We start from the raw sequence: 21061 nt of genomic DNA on the forward strand, positions 1-21061 counted from the left end.
ACAAATAAAAACCTGACCAAAGAACTTCGTCTGAAGCTCCTCCAGTCAGGTTTTTACGTCTTCTTATGACTTGTTTGTTACCAAATAATCACACGATCTTCAGGGCTTCGCCACATGCCATCTCCTTCTTGGACATCAAAGGTCGTAAAGAAGTCGTCAAAGTTAGGCAGCTGCACATTGGTCCGAAGCTTGGCTGGCGCATGGACATCGACGCTTGCCAGAAGTTTCATGTACTCTTCTCGACCCTTCATCCGCCAGATACGAGCAAAGTTGGTGAAGAATTCTTCAGCAGAGAAATCTGCTTCTTTCTTGGCTGCTTCCAAGGCTGCTGCAATACCGCCCAGATCTGCCACGTTTTCTGAAACAGTCAGCTTACCATTGACCTTAGCACCATAGGAATCCTGTCCTTCGAACTGGTCAATGACCTTTTGAGTCCGTTCAGTAAAGGCTTGATAGTCGTGCTCCGTCCACCAATTATTAAGGCTACCATTTTCATCAAAGGAAGCACCATTGGTATCAAAAGCATGAGAAATCTCATGGGCAATGACCGCTCCAATACCACCGTAATTAGCTGATGAAGACTGGTGCAGGTCGTAGAAAGGCGCCTGCAGGATAGCTGCTGGAAAGACAATCAGATTTTTCTGCGGATTGTAGTAGGCATTGACCATATGAGCTGGCATACCCCATTCCTTGTAATCTACTGGTTGATTCCACATACTCCAGCTATAAGCAATATCAATCTGGCTCAGCTTCTGAGCATTTTCAAAGAGCGTCAGATTTTCGTCCACAACCTTGCGAGAATAGCGCTCAGGAAGCTCGTCTGGATAACCAATATAAGGCTTGATAACATTGAGTTTGACAATGGCCTTGTCACGAGTTTCTGGTGTTAGCCAGTCATTCTGAGCTAGGCGGTTCTTGTAAACTTCAATCATCGTTGCCACTTTCTGCTCCACATCTGCCTTAGCTTCTGGTGAGAACTTTTGACCTGCATACCAAAGACCGATCGCTTGATTAAAAGGCCCCTGAGCTAGGTAATAGGCAGCTTTTTTCTTGTCCTGAGCTTGAGGAGTTCCTGATAAAGCACGTTGATAAGCACCTGCTAAAACACGGATGTCATCCGTTAGATATGGGGTTGTATTGCGAACCGCAGAGAGAATTAGCAAAGCGTGAAGTTTATCCCAGTTTGCAGCTGTATAAATATCTTTAGCTGCTTTCCAGAAGCGTTCCTCAGGAACAATGACTTGGTCGGGTTCTTGACCGATTAACTTGGTAAAAATATCTGCCAAAGGCAATTCCGGCACCAAGGCCTTGAAATCGTCCCACTTATAAGGATGGTAGAGCTTAGCATACTCAGAGCTCTCTTCATTAGAAAGAACATACTGAGCAAAAACAGCATCCAACTCTAAAACCTTGTCTAAAATATCCTTGATTTCCTCTTCAGTAAAATCAAATTTTGCTAGCAAATCTTCCTGTGCCTTTCGCCATTTTGCAAGCAGGTCAGCCTTCTGCGGATGGTCCTCTGCATAGTAGGTCGTGTCTGGCAAAATCGTTCCCGGTCCGTCAGCCCAAAGGACATTAATACGGGCATCCATAAAGTCAGGCGCCACACCAAAAGGGAAATAAGTCGGCTTACCGGCCAACTCAAAATTAGCAATCTTAGAAGCATATTCTTCAAAAGACGCTAGGTTGCGAATCTCATCAATATAAGCACGCGCAGGCTCAGTTCCTGCTGCTTCCCGCTTGTCATAATCCGCTGCTAGGCGATGGTAAGCAACGAAGTTCTGCAGAATAGCATCTTCTGGTACTCCATCGCCAGCCAACCATTTGTCAGTCGTAGAGAGCATGAGATCTTCAATTTCCTCAGCCAAGTCCATAAAGCCACCTGTAACTGGTTTATCGTCGGGAATAACAGCTGTCTTGGCCCATTCGCCATTTATTGCATCATAAAAATCATCTTGCAGTCGTGTCATCTTTTTCTCACTTTCATACTTTTGATATAACCTTATCAAAAATAGCTTTGATTTTCAAATCTTTGTTAAATATTTCCCATATTTTGCAAAATTAACTTGACTTAATTTTTATGTTAAGGTATATTAATACAGTGGGGGGTGATATACATGATTGAGATACAAAACCTAAGTGTCAGCTATCAGGGCCAGCTGGCATTAGATAAGGCAAACGTAACTATAAAAGGCCCTACTATTACAGGGATTATCGGCCCAAACGGAGCTGGAAAATCCACCCTTATTAAAGGTTTATTGGGAATCGTCGACCACCAAGGCCAAGCTTTACTGGATGGTCAGCCCTTAGACAAAGAACTAAAACGAATTGCCTATGTAGAACAAAAAATCAATATTGACTATAACTTTCCTATCAAGGTAAAAGAGTGTGTTTCTCTTGGGCTTTATCCTAAGATAAAGCTTTTCCAAAGATTAAAGACTTCTGACTGGGACAAGGTCAACCAGGCTCTAAAAATCGTTGGTTTAGAGGATTTTGCTGAACGTCAAATCAGTCAACTGTCTGGCGGTCAATTCCAACGGGTCTTGATTGCGCGCTGCCTAGTCCAAGAAGCGGATTATATTTTCCTTGATGAGCCCTTTGTCGGTATTGATTCTGTCAGTGAAGAGATTATTATGAAAACACTCCGTCAGCTAAGAAAAGACGGGAAGACGATTTTGATTGTCCACCATGACTTGAGCAAGGTGGTCGCTTATTTTGATCAGGTCTTGCTACTTAACAAAAAAGTCGTCGCTTTCGGATCAACCGAGAGTACCTTCACCAAAGAAAATATGCAGCAGACCTACGGCTCTCAGCTCTTTATGAATGGAGGTGCCTAGGATGATTCAGGAATTTATTCAAGGCTTACATGACTTTCATTTCCTGCAAAATGCTTTGATTACAGCCATTGTGATTGGAGTGGTGGCCGGTGCCGTTGGCTGCTTTATCATTCTGCGGGGCATGTCACTCATGGGGGATGCCATCTCTCACGCGGTGCTGCCCGGTGTGGCCCTGTCTTTTATTTTGGGGATTAATTTCTTCATCGGTGCCATTACCTTTGGCTTACTAGCTTCCATTATTATCACTTATATCAAGGGCAATTCTATTATCAAAAGTGACACGGCTATCGGAATTACTTTTTCTTCCTTCCTGGCTCTGGGGATCATTTTGATTAGCGTTGCCAAGAGTTCGACCGACCTCTTCCATATCCTCTTTGGGAATATCTTGGCGGTACAAGACCTTGATATGTGGATTAGTATTGGCGTGGGTATTTTGGTGCTGCTGGTCATTAGTATTTTCTTCAAGCAACTTTTGCTGACGTCCTTTGACCCGCTTTTGGCCCAAGCTATGGGAATGAAGGTTAATTTTTACCACTATTTGCTGATGATTCTCTTGACTTTGGTTTCTGTCACAGCTATGCAAAGTGTCGGAACGATTCTGATTGTGGCCATGCTGATTACACCAGCTGCGACAGCCTATCTCTATGCCAAGAGTCTCAAGACCATGATTTTATTGTCATCTGCCTTGGGGGCTGGTGCATCTGTTTTAGGCCTCTTCATCGGTTATAGTTTTAATGTTGCAGCAGGTTCTAGTATCGTTCTAACCTCTGCCCTGATCTTTTTGGTTTCATTTTTTATCGCACCAAAACAGCGGTATTTAAAAAGAAAAGTAAAATAATATATTTATGGAGGATTTCCAATGAAAAAATGTCGTTTCTTAGTTCTGCTTTTGCTGGCTTTTGTCGGCCTAGCAGCCTGCTCTAGTCAAAAAAGCAGTACTGACTCTAGCTCTTCCAAGCTAAATGTCGTTGCAACCAATTCAATTATCGCAGATATCACAAAAAATATCGCTGGCGATAAAATCAATCTGCACAGTATTGTCCCTGTCGGTCAGGATCCGCACGAATACGAACCTCTGCCCGAAGATGTCAAAAAGACTTCTAAGGCTGATCTTATTTTCTACAACGGTATCAACCTTGAAACAGGTGGTAATGCTTGGTTCACTAAATTGGTAGAAAATGCCCAGAAGAAAGAAAACAAGGACTACTATGCTGTCAGTGAAGGCGTTGATGTCATTTACCTAGAAGGCCAAAATGAAAAAGGAAAAGAAGATCCTCATGCTTGGCTAAACTTGGAAAATGGGATCATCTATGCGCAAAATATTGCCAAACGCTTGATTGAAAAAGACCCTGACAATAAGGCTACTTACGAGAAAAATCTCAAAGCTTATGTAGAGAAGCTAACTGCTTTGGACAAGGAAGCCAAAGAGAAATTCAACAACATCCCAGAAGAAAAGAAAATGATTGTGACCAGCGAAGGCTGCTTCAAGTACTTCTCTAAGGCCTACAATGTGCCATCAGCCTACATCTGGGAAATCAACACTGAAGAAGAAGGTACTCCAGACCAAATTAAAAGCTTGGTTGAAAAACTGCGCAAGACCAAAGTCCCATCTCTCTTTGTCGAATCAAGTGTAGACGACCGTCCGATGAAGACTGTTTCTAAAGACACTAACATCCCAATCTACGCTAAAATCTTCACCGACTCAATCGCTGAAAAAGGCGAAGAAGGAGACAGCTACTACAGCATGATGAAATACAATCTGGATAAAATTTCTGAAGGATTGGCCAAATAATAACAAAAGGTTAGGAAGCAAATCCTAACCTTTTTATACAAAGAAAAAACTCTAGATAAAATGTAGGCGCTCTCAAATTTCCAGTCAAATTATTCGAAAAAAATACTTATTCGGAGTACAATGAATCTATCAAACATGAATGGAGACTTTTATGACAACTTTTCTCGGAAATCCTGTAACCTTTACTGGAAAACAACTACAAGTCGGTGACACAGCCCATGATTTTAGCCTGACAGCAACGGATCTTTCAAAGAAAACTCTGGCTGACTTTGCTGGCAAAAAGAAAGTTCTAAGCATCATCCCATCTATCGATACTGGTGTCTGCTCGACTCAGACTCGCCGCTTCAACCAAGAACTCTCTGACTTGGACAACACAGTTGTTATCACAGTTTCAGTTGATTTACCATTTGCACAAGGCAAGTGGTGTGCTGCTGAAGGCATTGAGAATGCTGTGATGTTATCTGACTACTTTGACCATTCTTTCGGCCGTGACTATGCTGTCCTCATCAATGAATGGCACCTTTTGGCTCGAGCAGTTCTCGTTCTAGATGAGAACAACACTGTGACCTACGCTGAATATGTCGACAATATCAACACTGAACCTGACTATGATGCAGCGATTGCAGCAGTGAAAAACTTATAATCATCACGACCACTCAAACTGAGTGGTCTTTTTGTATCCAATTTTGAAAGAAGAGAGGCTGAAGCCTTTGATAGAACTGAGTCTTAAATTATTTCTTTTCTCACTTACGAAACAAAGTTTCTCAAGATCTGACACACTACAAAAAAACTCTCCCTGTCACCAGAGAGAGTCTGAAAAATACGATTCGTTTTTAGAGAGTCTAGACAATTCTTCCTTGATCGACGACCAGTTTTCCTGCCTTGTAAACCTGATGGGTCAGGTTAGTCGCAAAGAAATAAAGTGGATAGTCAATATTCTTAGCATCTAGGATAGTAATGTCAGCCTGCTTGCCAGTATCAAAGCTACCAATCTTATCTTGGCGGTTAACTGAGTAGGCCGCATTGATGGTTACAGCATTGAGAACTTCCACTGGCGTCAGACGCATCATAAAGCAACCAAGCTGCATAACGAACTGCAGGTTAGCTGTTGGACAGGAGCCTGGATTGCTGTCAGTGGTTAGAGTAATGGCCATACCAGCTTCCAGCATCTTGCGAGCTGGTGCATAGGTATCTTCCATCAGACTGAAGGTAGTTGCTGGTAGGAGATTCCCGATAACCTTGGCTTCTGCCATCTTGCGAATACCTTCGTCTGTCGCCATCATCAAATGTTCTGCACTGGTTGCTCCTAGTTCAGCCGCTACATCTACTCCACCAATAGACTCGATTTCATCAGCATGGATACGGAGCTTGAAGCCCATCTCCTTAGCTTTAGAAAGCAGGTAGCGTGACTCGTCAGCTGTAAAGACGCCTTTTTCACAGAAAATATCACAGAACTCAGCTAGATTCTCTTCTTTTACCCGAGGCAGCATTTCCTCGACGATGAGCTCTAAATACTCCTGAGAACGTCCCTTATATTCTGGTGGAACGGCATGGGCAGCCATAAAGGTCGAAACTAAATCAATATCATGGTCACGGTCCAGAGCCCCAACGACATCTAGTTGGCGCTTCTCTGTTTCCCAGTCCAAACCATAGCCACTCTTGGCCTCAACCGTTGTCACTCCATGAAGCAACATATAGTCCAATAACTTCTTAGATTTATCGTACAGATTTTCAAAAGAAGCTTCTCGCGTTGCTCGGACTGTACTGAGAATTCCGCCACCTTGAGCAAGAATTTCCAGATAAGGAACACCGGCTAATTTCTTAGCAAATTCATGTTCCCGGCTGCCACCATAGACCAAGTGAGTGTGGCAGTCGATTAAGCCGGGCGTAGCAATCTTACCCTCATAAGACTGAATCTTAGTATCTGGTCCAATCAGACTAGCATCCGGCTCTCCGCTACCAAGGGCTAGAATTTTGCCGTCTTTGACTGCAATGTAGCCGTCTTCCAAGACCTGAGCTTTCTTCATCTCTGCTCCAAAAAGGGGGTGCCCAAGATCATTAGGACAAAAGACTTGATTAAAGTGAGTTAATAGTAAATCAGCAGTCATGTTTCTTCCTCCATTTTATTTCTAACATTTTTACTTGCTTTTCATCATAATACACTATCGTCAAATTATAGTCAAAAGCTTTTAAAAAATAGGAAATTCTCTTTTTTTCTATTTTATTTTTTTTCTTGACTTTTCATGGACGGGGGTCTTATAAAATAAGGTCGAAACATATTTTATACTTGACTTAATAAGGAGGAATCTTCATGTCATACTTTAGTGAAAATGAAATTGCAGCAGCAATGACCGTCAAATTAGACGATGTATTACCTGAAAAAACGGTTTTCCAAGAAGGCATCCGCCGTGCGCCTGACCGGGGCTTCCGTCTCACTCAGGCACAAACAGAAATCGCTCTAAAAAATGCCCTTCGCTATATTCCAAAAAAATTCCACGAAGAAGTGATTCCAGAATTCTTGGAAGAATTGAAAACTCGCGGACGGATTTATGGCTACCGCTGGCGTCCAAAAGAACGCATCTATGGTAAACCAATTGATGAATATAAAGGAAACTGTACCGCAGCTAAGGCTATGCAGGTCATGATTGACAACAACCTGAGCTTTGAAATCGCCCTCTATCCTTATGAATTGGTTACTTATGGGGAAACTGGATCTGTCTGCGCTAACTGGATGCAGTATAATTTGATTAAAAAATATCTGGAAGTAATGACCGACCATCAAACTTTGGTCGTGGAATCTGGTCACCCTGTTGGTCTCTTCAAATCCAAACCAGAAGCTCCACGTGTTATCATCACCAACGGCCTCTTAGTCGGCGAATACGACAATATGAAAGACTGGGAAATTGCAGAAGAAATGGGTGTCACTAACTACGGTCAAATGACAGCCGGCGGTTGGATGTACATTGGCCCTCAAGGTATCGTCCATGGTACTTTCAACACCCTCCTCAATGCTGGACGTTTGAAACTGGGTGTGGCAGATGATGGTGATCTAACCGGCAAACTCTTCATCTCTTCTGGTCTAGGTGGTATGAGTGGAGCTCAAGGGAAAGCAGCCGAAATTGCTAAAGCTGTGGCAATCGTAGCTGAAGTAGACCAATCTCGGATTGAAACTCGTCACTCCCAAGGCTGGATTAGTCAATTAGCCGAAAGTCCAAAAGAAGCAATCGAGCTAGCTCAGAAAGCTCTGGAAGCTGGTGAATCAACTTCTATTGCCTATCATGGTAACATCGTAGACCTCTTAGAATATGTCAACGAGAACAATATCCATGTCGATTTGCTGTCTGACCAAACTTCTTGCCACAATGTTTACGATGGTGGTTACTGCCCGGCTGGCATCAGCTTTGAAGAGCGGACTCGCCTCCTAGCTGAAGACAAGGAAACCTTTGTTAAGTTGGTTGACCAAACCTTGGAACGTCACTTCAAGGCAATCAAGACCTTGACTAACAACGGCACCTACTTCTTTGACTACGGTAATGCCTTTATGAAGGCAGTCTATGACTCTGGCATCAAGGAAATTTCTAAGAATGGCTTTGACGACAAAGACGGCTTCATCTGGCCTTCTTATGTAGAAGATATCATGGGCCCAATGCTCTTTGACTATGGTTATGGTCCTTTCCGTTGGGTATGTCTGAGCGGTAAGCACGAAGATCTAGTTGCTACTGACCATGCTGCTATGGAAGTGATTGATCCTAACCGTCGCTACCAAGACCGTGACAACTACAACTGGATCCGCGATGCAGAAAAGAACCAGTTGGTTGTTGGAACTCAGGCTCGGATTCTCTACCAAGACTGTATGGGACGCGTCAATATCGCCCTCAAGTTCAATGAATTAGTCCGCGAAGGCAAGATTGGTCCTGTCATGATCGGCCGTGACCACCACGATGTATCAGGTACTGACTCTCCATTCCGTGAAACTTCTAATATTAAAGATGGATCTAATGTTACTTGCGACATGGCCGTGCAATGTTACGCTGGTAATGCAGCTCGCGGTATGAGTCTGGTAGCTCTCCACAACGGTGGTGGAACTGGTATCGGTAAAGCAATCAATGGTGGCTTTGGCTTGGTACTGGACGGCAGCGAACGCATCGATGAAATCATCAAATCTGCTATCGCTTGGGATACAATCGGAGGAGTTGCTCGTCGTAACTGGGCTCGCAATGAGCATGCTATTGAGACAGCTATCGAATACAACCGTCTCCACCAAGGAACTGACCACATCACCATTCCGTACTTAACTGACGAAGATTTGGTCAAAGAATCTGTTAAGAAATTGTTCGAATAGGAAAAACTTGTCCCCCAACTTCTAAGCTTAGCTAGGCCTCTCTCCTAGCTAAGCTGGAAGCTCTACTTTATTCACTTTGTAATTTTAATAACATATAACACGAGGTAATATCTTATGGCAAAAATTGTTGAATGCATTCCTAACTTTTCTGAAGGCCGCAACCAAGCGGTCATTGACGGTCTAGTGGAAGTAGCTAAGAGCGTGCCAGGCGTAACACTTTTGGACCACTCTTCTGATGCCAGCCACAACCGCAGCGTCTTTACCTTGGTCGGTGATGATCAAAACATTCAGGAAGTTGCTTTCCGTTTGGTTAAATACGCTTCTGAGAATATTGACTTGACCAAGCACCAGGGTGAACACCCTCGTATGGGCGCAACTGATGTCCTGCCTTTTGTACCGATCAAGGACATCACAAGTGAGGAATGCGTAGAAATTGCGAAGACCGTATCTGAGCGGATCAACCGTGAGCTCGGTATTCCTATCTTCCTCTATGAAGATGCAGCGACTCGTCCAGAGCGTAAGAACTTGGCTAAGGTTCGTAAAGGACAATTTGAAGGCATGCCAGAAAAACTCTTGGAACCTGACTGGGCTCCTGACTATGGTGAAAGAAAGATTCACCCAACTGCTGGTGTCACTGCTGTTGGTGCTAGAATGCCGCTCATCGCCTACAACATCAACTTAGATACAGACAATCTAGAAATTGCCAACAATATTGCCAAAATCATCCGTGGATCAAGCGGTGGTTACAAGTACTGTAAAGCGATTGGCGTTATGCTGGAAGACCGCAACATTGCTCAGGTTTCTATCAACATGGTCAATCTGGAAAAATTCCCACTCTATCGTGTCTTTGAAACTGTTCGCTTTGAAGCCAAGCGCTACGGAGTTGGAATCCTCGGCTCAGAGGTCATCGGTTTGGCACCAGCTAAGGCTTTGATTGACGCAGCAGAATACTATCTGCAAATTGAAGACTTTGACTATGGCAAGCAAGTTCTGGAAAACCATTTGCTGGGCTAGGAGGACAGAAACCTATGAAATTAGTAGATTTAAGTTTGACAGAATTTGCCCAGGTCCTAGGCTCAGATGCTCCTGCACCAGGAGGTGGCTCTGCCGCTGCTCTTTCAGCCGCAAACGGTATTTCCCTGACTAAGATGGTTTGCGAATTAACCCTTGGCAAGAAAAAATACGCAGAATTTGAAGCAGAAATTGCTCAAGTGCACGCAGAAAGTGCTCGACTCCAAGAAAGCCTTCTTGCAGCTATTGACAGGGACACTGAAGCTTTTAATCTGGTCTCTGCTGTCTTTGATATGCCTAAGGAAACAGATGAAGACAAGGCTGCCCGTCGGGAAGCTATGCAGCAAGCCCTCAAGGAAGCGACCAAGTCACCATATGGCATGATCGAAGACATCTTGGCTGCCCTGCAAACAACTCAAAAGGCCGTCGGCAAATCCAATACCAATGCTGCCAGCGACCTAGGGGTAGCAGCCCTCAACCTTAAGGCTGGCCTGCAAGGGGCTTGGCTCAATGTCCTCATCAACCTGTCAGGTGTCAAGGATGAAGCATTCGTCGCAGACTACCGCAGCAAGGGTGAAGAGCTACTGCAAAAAGGCTGCGCTCTAGCCGATGAAATTTATCAAGAAATTTTGAAAGTTGTCTAATAGATAAACTGAAGAGAAGTCTGCTCTTTCCCATGAATGGGCTTCCTCTTCTCAAGAGGTAACAATATGGTTTTATCAGATATTGAAATTGCTAATTCGGTTCAAATGAAGCCCATCAAAGAGGTGGCTGAAAAGCTAGGAATTGCTGAAGACGCCTTGTCTCTTTATGGAAATTACAAGGCAAAAATCAGTGCTGGCCAACTGGAAGCCTTAAAAGACAAGCCAGACGGCAAACTGATTCTCGTGACAGCTATTTCTCCAACACCAGCCGGAGAAGGCAAGACAACGACTTCTGTCGGATTGGTCGATGCTTTGGCTGCTATCGGTAAAAAAGCCGTTATCGCTCTACGGGAACCTTCACTCGGACCTGTCTTTGGTATCAAGGGCGGAGCTGCTGGCGGTGGACACGCTCAAGTTGTGCCAATGGAAGACATCAATCTCCACTTCACTGGTGACTTTCATGCCATCGGTGTTGCCAACAACCTGCTGGCAGCCCTCATTGATAACCACATCCATCATGGAAATGCCTTAGGCATCGACTCTCGCCGCATCACTTGGAAGCGGGCAGTGGATATGAATGACCGGCAACTGCGCCACATCGTAGACGGCTTGCAGGGCAAGGTCAATGGCGTTCCGCGTGAAGATGGATTTGACATTACAGTTGCTTCTGAGGTTATGGCTATTCTCTGTCTGTCAGAAAATATCACTGATCTCAAGAACCGTTTGGAAAAAATCATCATTGGCTACAGCTTTGAAGGTAAGCCAGTAACTGCCAAGGATTTGAAAGCTGGTGGCGCTATGGCTGCTGTGCTCAAAGACGCTATCCATCCAAACCTGGTTCAAACTCTGGAACACACACCAGCCTTGATTCACGGTGGACCTTTCGCCAACATTGCTCATGGATGTAACAGTGTCCTAGCTACCAAGCTGGCTCTCAAATATGCTGACTATGCAGTCACCGAAGCTGGTTTCGGTGCTGACCTGGGTGCTGAAAAATTCATTGATATCAAGTGCCGTACATCTGGTCTTCGTCCATCGGCTGTAGTTCTGGTAGCTACTATCCGCGCTCTCAAGATGCATGGTGGTGTGGCTAAGAGCGACCTGGCTGAAGAAAATGTCCAAGCTGTTGTAGACGGTCTGCCAAACTTAGAAAAACATCTGGAAAACATTCAAGATGTTTATGGATTGCCAGCAGTCGTTGCTATCAATAAATTCCCGCTGGATACCGAAGCAGAATTGCAAGCAGTTTATGATGCCTGCCAAAAACGGGGAGTTGACGTAGTGATTTCCGACGTCTGGGCAAATGGCGGAGCCGGCGGTAAAGAGTTGGCTGAAAAAGTTGTTGAATTGGCCGAAGGAGACAATCACTTCCAATTTGTATATAATGAAGAAGACTCCATTGAAACCAAACTGAACAAGATCGTTACCAAGGTCTATGGAGGCAAGGGCGTTCGCCTGACTCCTGCCGCTAAACGCGAGCTCAAACAACTGGAAGAGCTGGGCTTCTCCAACTATCCTATCTGTATGGCCAAGACTCAGTACTCCTTCTCAGACGATGCTAAGAAACTGGGCGCACCTAAAGACTTTGTCGTGACTATCAGCCAGCTCAAAGTTTCTGCTGGTGCAGGCTTTATCGTTGCTCTGACTGGTGCAATCATGACCATGCCAGGACTGCCTAAAGTGCCGGCCAGCGAAAAGATTGATGTTGACAAAGACGGCAATATCAGCGGTTTGTTCTAATAAATACCAAAAATGACAAATATAACTCTTCTAAAATCAAACGATTTTCAAGTTTCCGATTGGTCGGGAGGAAAGACAAAACAACTTTATCTTTCCCCGTCCACCGGCGACTATGGCCGGCGGGAATTTGACTATCGGCTCTCAACAGCAACTGTGGAAGTAGCTGAAAGTGAATTTTCTGACTTGAGTGGCTTTCACCGTATTCTTATGAGCCTAGACCATCCTCTGCGCCTTCTCAATGCTAGTCGACAAGAGGAAATGGTTCTAGCTCCCTTTACCCCCTATTTCTTCGAAGGGAGTGATTCTATCACAAGTCGCGGGACTTGTACCGACTTTAACTTAATCTACAGCGACCACTATCAGGGACAGATGATTGCCGTCTCCAATAAGCAAGAGCTTAGCCGAGATGACGAAATTCAATTTATCTATGCTTTGACAAATCTAACAGTGATTGGAGATAACTTTCCACCACTTGATATAGAGGAAGGAAATCTTCTGATAGTGGAAAAAGAGACTCAGGAAACTGAGCTGCATATAATGTTTTCATGTAACCAATCTAAAGGCTCTCCTCTTGCCATTTGGGCTGGTTTGAACCACATCCCCGCTAAGTAAAGATACAGTGATGCTCCAAGATTGGTCTGCCACCACCCTATCTTTACTTGGAAGGGATCCTCATATCTCTAAAGGAGAAACATTATTATGGATGCAAACAAACTCAACACACAAGAGCAGGAAAAAGCGAAATTCAGCTTTGCCGGTGCAACTCTTTATGGTATTAATGCCGTTATCGGCTCTGGTATCTTCCTCCTACCTCAAAAAATTTACAAAGGGCTTGGACCTGCTTCTCTAGCTGTCATGTTAGGGACTGCCATCCTCGTTATTCTGCTAGCAGTCTGCTTGGCAGAAACTGCAGGTTATTTCAATAAAAATGGTGGAGCCTTCCAATATGCCAAGGAAGCATTTGGTAACTTTGTCGGATTTAACGTAGGCTTTCTGGGTTGGGCGGTTACCATCATCGCTTGGTCCGCTATGGCTGCAGGATTTGCAAGACTCTTTGTCATTACCTTCCCAGCTTTTACCCCTTATGAACTAGTCCTTAGTATCACTTTAATTGTCTTGCTCAGCTTGATGAATATTGCTGGTTTAAAGACCTCTAAGTTTTTCACACTAGCTGCAACCGTAGCTAAGTTGATTCCAATCATTGCATTTGCAGCATGTGCCATCTTCTTTATCAAAGGCGGAATCGACAAAGGAAACTTCACTCCCTTCCTTCAACTAGAACCTGGCACAGATATCATGAAAGCTATCTCAAGTACAGCTATCTATATCTTCTACGGTTTTATCGGCTTTGAAACCATGTCTATCGTTGCTGGTGAAATGCGCGATCCAGAAAAGAATGTACCACGTGCCATTCTAGGGTCTATCAGCATTGTATCTGTTCTCTACATGCTCATTATTGCAGGAACCATTGCTATGCTAGGTAGCCGTATCCTACAAACAGATGCTTCTGTGCAAGACGCTTTTGTTGAAATGATTGGCCCTGCTGGGGCATGGATCGTTTCTATCGGAGCCCTTATTTCTATTGCCGGCCTCAACATCGGTGAATCCATCATGGTACCGCGTTTTGGAGCAGCTATTGCCAATGAAGGTATGTTGCCTAAAAAAATTGCTGAAACCAATTCTAAAAACGCACCTATTTTTGCTATCATCATCTCAGGTGTTTTAGCTATCGCATTGCTCTTTACAGGAACATTTGAAGTATTAGCAGCTCTCAGCGTAGTCTTCCGTTTCTTCCAATACATCCCAACTGCTCTAGCCGTATTGGTATTGAGAAAGAAATATCCAGATAAAAAAGTAGTCTTCCGCGTTCCATTTGGTCCAGTAATCCCAATCCTAGCAGTCTTAGTCAGCCTTGTCATGATTTGGGGTGAAAATCCAATGAACTATATCTATGGTCTCATAGGTGTCCTTATCGCAAGTACGGTATACTATATCTATATTGTACTGATTTGTGAAAATAAAGTTCTTGAATAAAAAGGAGAATAAATCGTATGACACATGTAATAAATTTGGATGGTGAACATCTTACTTTAGAAGATGTGATCGCAGTAGCTCGTCATGGAGCTACCTGCGAAATCGACCAAGAAGCTAAGAAAGCTGTGGAGGCTTCTCGTAAAATCGTGGACGACATCGTTCGTGAAAAACGGGTAGTCTATGGTGTTACAACTGGATTTGGATCTCTTTGTAACGTTAGTATCTCACCAGAAGATACGACTCAACTACAGGAAAATCTGATCCGTACCCACGCTTCAGGCTTTGGTGATCCCCTACCAGAAGACGCAGTCCGTGCTATCATGTTAATCCGGATTAATTCTCTGGTAAAAGGCTACTCTGGTATTCGCCTGTCCACTGTCGAAAAGCTTCTGGAACTGCTCAATAAAGGCGTCGTTCCATTCATTCCAGAAAAAGGATCTTTAGGAGCTTCTGGTGACTTGGCTCCGTTGGCTCACATGGTTCTTCCTATGCTAGGACTTGGCCACGCATACTATCAAGGTCAACTGCTCTCTGGACAAGAAGCTTTGGACAAGGCTGGGATTGAAAAAATTGCTCTAGCTGCTAAGGAAGGTCTGGCGCTAATTAACGGTACGACTGTCCTAACAGGTATCGGTGCTCTTGCTACCTACGATGCCATCCAATTGCTTAAATTATCAGATGTGGCTGGTGCTCTTTCTATGGAAGTACACAATGGTATTACCAGCCCATTTGAAGAAGACTTACATACCATTCGACCTCAGAGCGGTCAGCTAGCTACAGCCCGCAATATCCGCAACCTTCTAGAAGGCAGTGGCAATACGACCGTAGCTACTCAACAACGTGTCCAAGATCCATACACCCTGCGTTGTATTCCGCAGATTCACGGTGCAAGCAAGGACTCTATCGCTTATGTGAAAACCAAAGTTGAGATTGAGATCAACTCCGTTACAGACAACCCTATTATTACTAAGGAAGGTCATGTCATCTCAGGCGGTAACTTCCACGGTGAACCAATGGCTCAGCCATTTGACTTCCTCGGTATCGCTATTTCTGAAATCGGAAATGTTTCTGAACGTCGTGTAGAACGTCTAGTTAACAGCCAACTGAGCAAGCTACCATCCTTCTTGGTCAAACACCCAGGACTCAACTCTGGCTTTATGATTACCCAATATGCTTGTGCTTCTCTTGCTTCTGAAAATAAGGTTCTGGCTCATCCAGCCAGCGTAGACTCTATCCCATCTTGTGAAAACCAAGAAGACTTTGTCAGCATGGGAACTACCGCAGCACGCAAGGCAGCTGAGATTCTCAAGAATTCTCGCCGCATCGTGGCAACAGAAATCATGGCAGCCTGCCAAGCTCTAGATCTGAAACCAGAAAACCATGAACTGGGCAAGGGAACCAAACCAGCCTACGACCTCTTCCGTCAACATGTCCGCTTTATCGAATTTGATAAGGACATCGAAATCTATGAAGAGCTCAACAAGGCCTCTGAGCTGATTGAAAGCGATGAATTCCTAGCAGCAGTTGAAAAGGCTGTGGACTTGAGCATTCAATTCTAAATCTGATACTCTTTGAAATTAACTTTTGAAGGTCTTAAGCTCTTTTGATGAACTTCGGTTCTATCAGCAGTGGCTTACCTTGTCAAATTTGGATCTTCGTTGAGTCAGAAAAGCGAATAAAAGAAGCCCACGCTTGTTCAGCTGGGCTTTCTTTTTTCAGCTAAAAGTCATTGACAGCCATAGTGGAAACTCTTATAATAAAGTCGCTAGTGCCATTAAGCAAGGTCAAATAAAATGAAAATCTCAAGGGCAAATCTTAGAAGCTAGAAAGAGTTTGATTAAGGAGAAAAGTAACAATGAAAAAAGCCTCTAAAGTAGACTATTTTGCAATTCTACATCCACTTGTCTTAATCATTTTACCAGCAATGGCCTACCTCATTTGGCATATGTTAAAAACCATTTTATTTACTTTTTTAAATCTCCTAATAGGCAAGCCTATTGTTAAACAGGACGATAGCTTTCTCATTGTATTTTTTTATCTATGTATCGCTGTTTTTATCCTTTATTCAGTCGGCTTTTTAGCACAACTGATGCTCCATATTTGCAATAGCAAAGAGAGCACTCTTTTACCTGTTTGGTGCATGCTTACAGCTTTAATTCTGCTTGTACCAACGGTTGAAAATGGCCGAATCCTTAGCTCTGGATGGACACCATATGCTTATTTTCTTTCAATTGCAGCCTATATTGCTTATCTCTTTTCGAAAAGACCAAAGGTTAGAGAGGGCTACCGGTCCAACACTAAGATACGCTACGCTACATGGACTGCATTGATTCTCGCCATTATAGTGGCTTTCTTGTAAACAATTCTCTCTCCACTAAGCTTCTTTCCCCGCAGAAAGTCATTGACAGGCTTAGCGGAAACTCTTATAATAAAATCGCAATATCGTTATGGAAAAGGAAAAGATTATGTTAGAAGATTATTATCAGTTAGATAACAGCTATTATCAACGTGGGGTCGAAGATAATTTATACGCTGCAAAATGGGGTATGGTTATCGAATTCTTGAATTTAAATGACCCAGACTTAAAACCTTTTGAGGGAGTCAACTTTGCCTTAATTGGTTTCAAGAGCGACAAAGGAGTCTACATCAACCACGGTCGGGTTGGAGCAGTTGAAGGACCACAATCTATCCGTACTCAGTTGGCCAAACTGCCTTGGCATCTAGGTCGAAACGTCCGTGTCTTTGATGTCGGTGATATTGATGGTCCCAATCGGTCTCTGGAACAACTCCAAAGCAGTCTAGCAAAAGCTGTCAAGCGCCTGCGGGAGCTCAATCTTCGTCCCATCGTACTGGGAGGCGGGCACGAAACAGCCTACGGAAACTATCTCGGACTCAAGTCTTCACTAAAACCCGAGCAAGAATTAGCCGTCATCAATATGGATGCCCATTTTGATCTTCGTCCCTATGACCAGACTGGTCCCAATTCCGGTACTGGATTTCGCCAGATGTTTGACGAAACTTTAGCTCAGAAACAAGTCTTTAACTATCTCATTTTAGGTATCCAAGAACACAATAATAACCTCTTTCTCTTTGATTTTGTAGCCAAGTCTAAAGCCATCCAGTTCCTGACTGGACTAGATATCTACCAAATGGGCCACAAGGAAGTCTGTAAGGTTGTTGATGCCTTTCTTGCAGACAAGGAACAAGTCTATTTGACCATTGACATTGACTGCTTTGCTGCTGGTGCTGCTCCTGGTGTCAGTGCTATTCAGTCGCTGGGCGTGGATCCAAATTTAGCCGTTCTGGTCTTCCAGCATATCGCAGCTTCAGGAAAACTAATTGGTTTTGACGTGGTAGAGGTTTCTCCACCCCACGATATTGACAACCATACAGCCAACCTAGCTGCCAGCTTTATCTTTTATCTGACCCAGGTCTGGGCCCAAATACATGATTAATCTTTTTGTCAGAATAAAAAGAGAGGATAAAATTCATTTTCATCCTCTTTTATTTTGTATTTGATTATCGAGACAGTCTCAAGCGCAAGCTTTCCAGTTCTTTTAACTGATGGCGGTCCCGATAAAAATTAAGATGGCTTTTAGCCGTATCATAGTAATAATCAAAATCCCGAGTCAATAACTCTTCAAAACCACTTTCTTTCAAATCTCCTAGCAGAAGTTGATATTTAAGCACTGCCATTAGGTAGTAAATCAAACCCTTGTCTCGTGGATTGCCATATCGGCTGATCAACTCTTCCTTCTTTCTCAGTAGGTCCAAGACTGGCTGATAGTCTCCTTTTTCGCAGCTAATCAAGCCTAGATAAACTTCTAACTGAGTCTCCTTCCAAGGAAAACTAAGAGATTCCATAGCTTTTTTAGCTTTCAAAAGGATCGCCTCTGCCTGCTCATAATCTTTCAACTGATAATAGGTCATACCTAATCCAATATAGAAGGCAAAAATTGATGGCTCTGCTATTTTGTTTTCTGTTAGATCAATTGCTTCTTTCTGGTGGGCCAAGGCTGTTGTAAAATTCCCGCGAATCTGCTCAATCTCCGCCAGATAATCTAGAGCTGCTGCAATCTGAATCGAATATTTGGAGCGAAGCGAGTCTGTTAAGCTGAAACAATCAATAGACTGATAGAGATGGTGAAGCGACTGTTCTTCATCTCCGATCATGAGATGATATAGCCCTTTCAGACGAAGATTGACGGCAATGGCTTCGTGGTTATTGGCCTGGACTGAAGCATCCAGAGCCCTCTCCGTATAATAACGCATTTCAGGAATATTCTCCGTCTGAATACAGTAATAGATCATCTGCCGATAACCTTCCAGAAGGAACTCCATCTGCTGCAGTTCCTTGGCCGAAGCAATCACCTGCTGGATATTGTCCATCCCCTGCTGGTAATTTCCTGTCCGAATAGCATAGCGCCCTTCCAGATAGAGGAAACGAAGTACCAGCAATTGAAAATCCTTATGATTTTGATGTTTGCTTTCTAAGTCCTTTATTTCCTGACGAATTCGATCAAATTGCTCCAGAACAGCAGTCTGGTTGTTATCCTCTGTCTTTTCAATAAAACCAAACTCACGTGAGTAAATTGGAAAGAGTTCATGATGAAACTGTAAAGTAGCTTCCAAATAATGCAACTCGTATTCCAAAGACTTGATCGGTTGCTTAGACATCTTATAATGATAGGCAATTTCATTGAGCAACTGGGAATGATAAAGGGGATCTCCCAAGCATTCTTCCATGCTCTGGGCAATCTGATGATGCAACATCCGGCGCTTGGCTATTGACAGACGCTCATAAGCATATATTTGCAGGAGTTCCTGACTAAAATTCACTACCAGCTTGTCCTCCTCTTCCACCTCAATTAAGAGTCGCTTTTGTCTCAAAGCCTCAATAATTTCAACCAGGTCTTCCACAGGTAAAGCAAGTAACTTGGTCAAAAAGGAAAGCGACGCAGGTTCTCTGAAACAAGTTAGATAGTCCAGTAGTTCCTCTTCCCCACTGCTAAGATGATCCAGCTTCAAAGACAGCTTAGCCTTGATAGCCGGCGTCAATGGCTGAAACTTTTCTCCTCTCAAGAGTTGCTCAGCATATTCTGACAGGAAGAATGGAATCCCCTGACTAACTCGATAAATGTCTTTGACTTTTTCCTCAGAAAGAACTTCTATTCCCTTTTGAGCTTGTAGATAAGCTACACTATCTTGAAAATTGAGGGGCTGTAGCTCAATAAAGTCAATCTTATCACGAACCAGTAAATGATTGAAAAAATGCTCCAAATAAGAAGGAGTACTGAGATGTTTGGTCAGCACAAAGGCTACTGGATAATCATACATATGGTTCATGACTTGTTCCAAGACCGCAGTACTAGCTGCATCCATCCAGTGACAATCCTCAATTAAAATCACCAGAGCTTTTTTCTTAGAAATTTTCTGCAGAATATCGACTACAAACTGGGCTAATTTGTCTGCATCTAACTCAGCGCCAGAGACCCCTCCTGTTAAGATTGGAAAATAGCTTTCCAAAATGACTTGCCACTGACTAATTGTAAGAATCTTGTGCTGAATGACCAAATCACCCAAACCATCCAGTAGGCCACGCCAAGGCTGAAGCTCCGACTTCATTTCTTCCTTGAAACACTCGGCCATAACAATTTGAAAGTACTTGGTCTGATTGGCTAGCACCTGACGAGTCACAGTGCGTTTCCCTATGCCTGTGCCACCCACTAGGACTAGAGCACGCGCCTCCTGTTCTCCTAAAATCTTAGAAAAATAAGACTCTAAGCGCTGAATTTCACTCACTCGACCAAAGAAATGGTCCGTATTCCGAAGAAATTGCTTGGTTTTTCTTTCACTCCGATCTTTAGCAAGAACTTCATGATAAAGTTGTTGAATAGACTCATTGGGACTAATTCCCAGTTCTTTGTCCAAGAGATTCACTAGTTTATAGTAAGTCTCAATAACCTTCCCTGGTCGATCATTATCCCGGTAGAACTTCATGAGCAGATGATAATTCTTTTCATCAAACTCGTCCAAGCTAATCAAACGACGCAGATTTTGCTCGGCTTCTTCTAGATTTAGCTGATCCTTTTCCTTTTCAAGCTGATGGTAGCAAGCTTGAACATAAAGTTGCTCATACTGGGTCCGCATTTTGGAAACCCAGTAATCAAAAGCTTCGCTATCCTTAAGATAGAACCCCTGCAAAAAATCTCCTTGATAGAGAGACAAATGCTCTGCTGGTTTAGCTATAAAAGTCTCCACATCACTTTCAATTTTGAAGTTTTGATTAAGAGACAAAACTGTCCTGTTGGGCGCAATAATCCAATCCCCACCTAAGAGTTTATTGGCCTGGTAGATGGTATTACGTAGATTTTTTTTAGCAGACTGATTGTCCTTATTTTCCCAGAGGATTCCTGCAATTTCTTCTCGATTAACTGCTCCATTGATATGAAGATAGTAAATCAAGGCATTTATTTTAGCAAAAGGGAAGAATACTTCCTCCTGATCAAGAAAAACACTGGGGCTTCCCAATAGTTTCAAGCTCAAAAGTTTTTTGTTCATGCAAACGCCTCCAAGAAAGCTTATAGAACTACTATAAACAAAAATAGAAAGTTTCGCAAGTAAGGAAGTTCACCAAGCTTTGGTATGCTTATTTTAAAAT

Annotated in this window: 16 protein-coding genes; 13 read left to right on the forward strand and 3 right to left on the reverse strand. The window is 43.4% G+C overall.

What is annotated here, in order from left to right:
* Positions 1 to 77: 77 nt before the first annotated feature.
* A complete protein-coding gene (locus tag PCY06_RS08070; protein WP_082307385.1) occupies positions 78 to 1970 on the reverse strand; it encodes a M13-type metalloendopeptidase in 1893 nt (630 codons plus the stop codon).
* A 147-nt stretch (positions 1971 to 2117) separates the two neighbouring features.
* On the opposite strand from PCY06_RS08070, the gene PCY06_RS08075 reads away from it, so the two are divergent.
* The 4 genes from PCY06_RS08075 to tpx all read left to right on the forward strand — a co-directional run bounded on the left by PCY06_RS08075 (position 2118) and on the right by tpx (position 5272).
* Positions 2118 to 2837 carry a metal ABC transporter ATP-binding protein gene (locus PCY06_RS08075; protein ID WP_012130835.1) on the forward strand — a complete coding sequence of 240 codons (720 nt, stop codon included), beginning with the start codon at positions 2118 to 2120 and terminating at the stop codon, positions 2835 to 2837.
* Position 2838: 1 nt separating this feature from the next.
* A complete protein-coding gene (locus PCY06_RS08080; protein WP_045504337.1) occupies positions 2839 to 3675 on the forward strand; it encodes a metal ABC transporter permease in 837 nt (278 codons plus the stop codon).
* 21 nt (positions 3676 to 3696) lie between these two features.
* Positions 3697 to 4629 (forward strand): metal ABC transporter substrate-binding lipoprotein/adhesin ScaA, encoded by a 933-nt coding sequence (scaA, locus tag PCY06_RS08085; protein ID WP_082307384.1) that lies wholly within the window; start codon positions 3697 to 3699, stop codon positions 4627 to 4629.
* 151 nt (positions 4630 to 4780) lie between these two features.
* The gene (tpx, locus tag PCY06_RS08090) at positions 4781 to 5272 is read left to right on the forward strand and encodes a thiol peroxidase (RefSeq protein WP_012130838.1); all 492 of its coding nucleotides are present in this window, start codon (positions 4781 to 4783) and stop codon (positions 5270 to 5272) included.
* Between the two features lie 199 nt (positions 5273 to 5471).
* On the opposite strand, the gene hutI is transcribed toward tpx, so the two are convergent.
* The gene (gene hutI / locus PCY06_RS08095; protein WP_125365598.1) at positions 5472 to 6737 is read right to left on the reverse strand and encodes an imidazolonepropionase; all 1266 of its coding nucleotides are present in this window, start codon (positions 6735 to 6737) and stop codon (positions 5472 to 5474) included.
* A 203-nt stretch (positions 6738 to 6940) separates the two neighbouring features.
* On the opposite strand from hutI, the gene PCY06_RS08100 reads away from it, so the two are divergent.
* The 9 genes from PCY06_RS08100 (at position 6941) to PCY06_RS08140 (ending at position 17855) form a co-directional block, all read left to right on the forward strand.
* Entirely contained in the window at positions 6941 to 8971 is a 2031-nt protein-coding gene (locus PCY06_RS08100) for a urocanate hydratase (protein WP_046164655.1), read from the forward strand.
* Positions 8972 to 9085: 114 nt separating this feature from the next.
* Positions 9086 to 9985, forward strand: a complete 900-nt coding sequence (gene ftcD, locus PCY06_RS08105; protein WP_002903832.1) for a glutamate formimidoyltransferase — start codon at positions 9086 to 9088, stop codon at positions 9983 to 9985.
* A gap of 14 nt (positions 9986 to 9999) precedes the next feature.
* Positions 10000 to 10626, forward strand: coding sequence for a cyclodeaminase/cyclohydrolase family protein (locus PCY06_RS08110; protein ID WP_301390411.1), 627 nt, complete (start codon positions 10000 to 10002; stop codon positions 10624 to 10626).
* A gap of 66 nt (positions 10627 to 10692) precedes the next feature.
* A complete protein-coding gene (locus PCY06_RS08115; RefSeq protein ID WP_032915390.1) occupies positions 10693 to 12366 on the forward strand; it encodes a formate--tetrahydrofolate ligase in 1674 nt (557 codons plus the stop codon).
* Positions 12367 to 12378: 12 nt separating this feature from the next.
* Positions 12379 to 12978, forward strand: coding sequence for a HutD family protein (locus PCY06_RS08120; protein WP_082307381.1), 600 nt, complete (start codon positions 12379 to 12381; stop codon positions 12976 to 12978).
* A gap of 87 nt (positions 12979 to 13065) precedes the next feature.
* Positions 13066 to 14400, forward strand: a complete 1335-nt coding sequence (locus tag PCY06_RS08125) for an APC family permease (RefSeq protein WP_082307380.1) — start codon at positions 13066 to 13068, stop codon at positions 14398 to 14400.
* 17 nt (positions 14401 to 14417) lie between these two features.
* A complete protein-coding gene (gene hutH, locus PCY06_RS08130; RefSeq protein ID WP_060970764.1) occupies positions 14418 to 15959 on the forward strand; it encodes a histidine ammonia-lyase in 1542 nt (513 codons plus the stop codon).
* Positions 15960 to 16255: 296 nt separating this feature from the next.
* Complete coding sequence (locus PCY06_RS08135; RefSeq protein WP_125365594.1) at positions 16256 to 16759, forward strand: hypothetical protein; 504 nt, start codon at positions 16256 to 16258, stop codon at positions 16757 to 16759.
* A 106-nt stretch (positions 16760 to 16865) separates the two neighbouring features.
* On the forward strand, positions 16866 to 17855 hold the full coding sequence (locus PCY06_RS08140) for a formimidoylglutamase (RefSeq protein ID WP_125365592.1): 990 nt from the start codon (positions 16866 to 16868) through the stop codon (positions 17853 to 17855).
* 64 nt (positions 17856 to 17919) lie between these two features.
* Here PCY06_RS08140 and PCY06_RS08145 read toward each other — a convergent pair whose 3' ends face one another.
* A complete protein-coding gene (locus PCY06_RS08145) occupies positions 17920 to 20961 on the reverse strand; it encodes an AAA family ATPase (protein WP_125369793.1) in 3042 nt (1013 codons plus the stop codon).
* Positions 20962 to 21061: the final 100 nt, after the last annotated feature.

Origin of the sequence: Streptococcus sp. SG1, from assembly GCF_030439935.1 — a bacterium.
In the GTDB taxonomy this organism is placed as follows: Bacteria; Bacillota; Bacilli; order Lactobacillales; family Streptococcaceae; genus Streptococcus; species Streptococcus gordonii.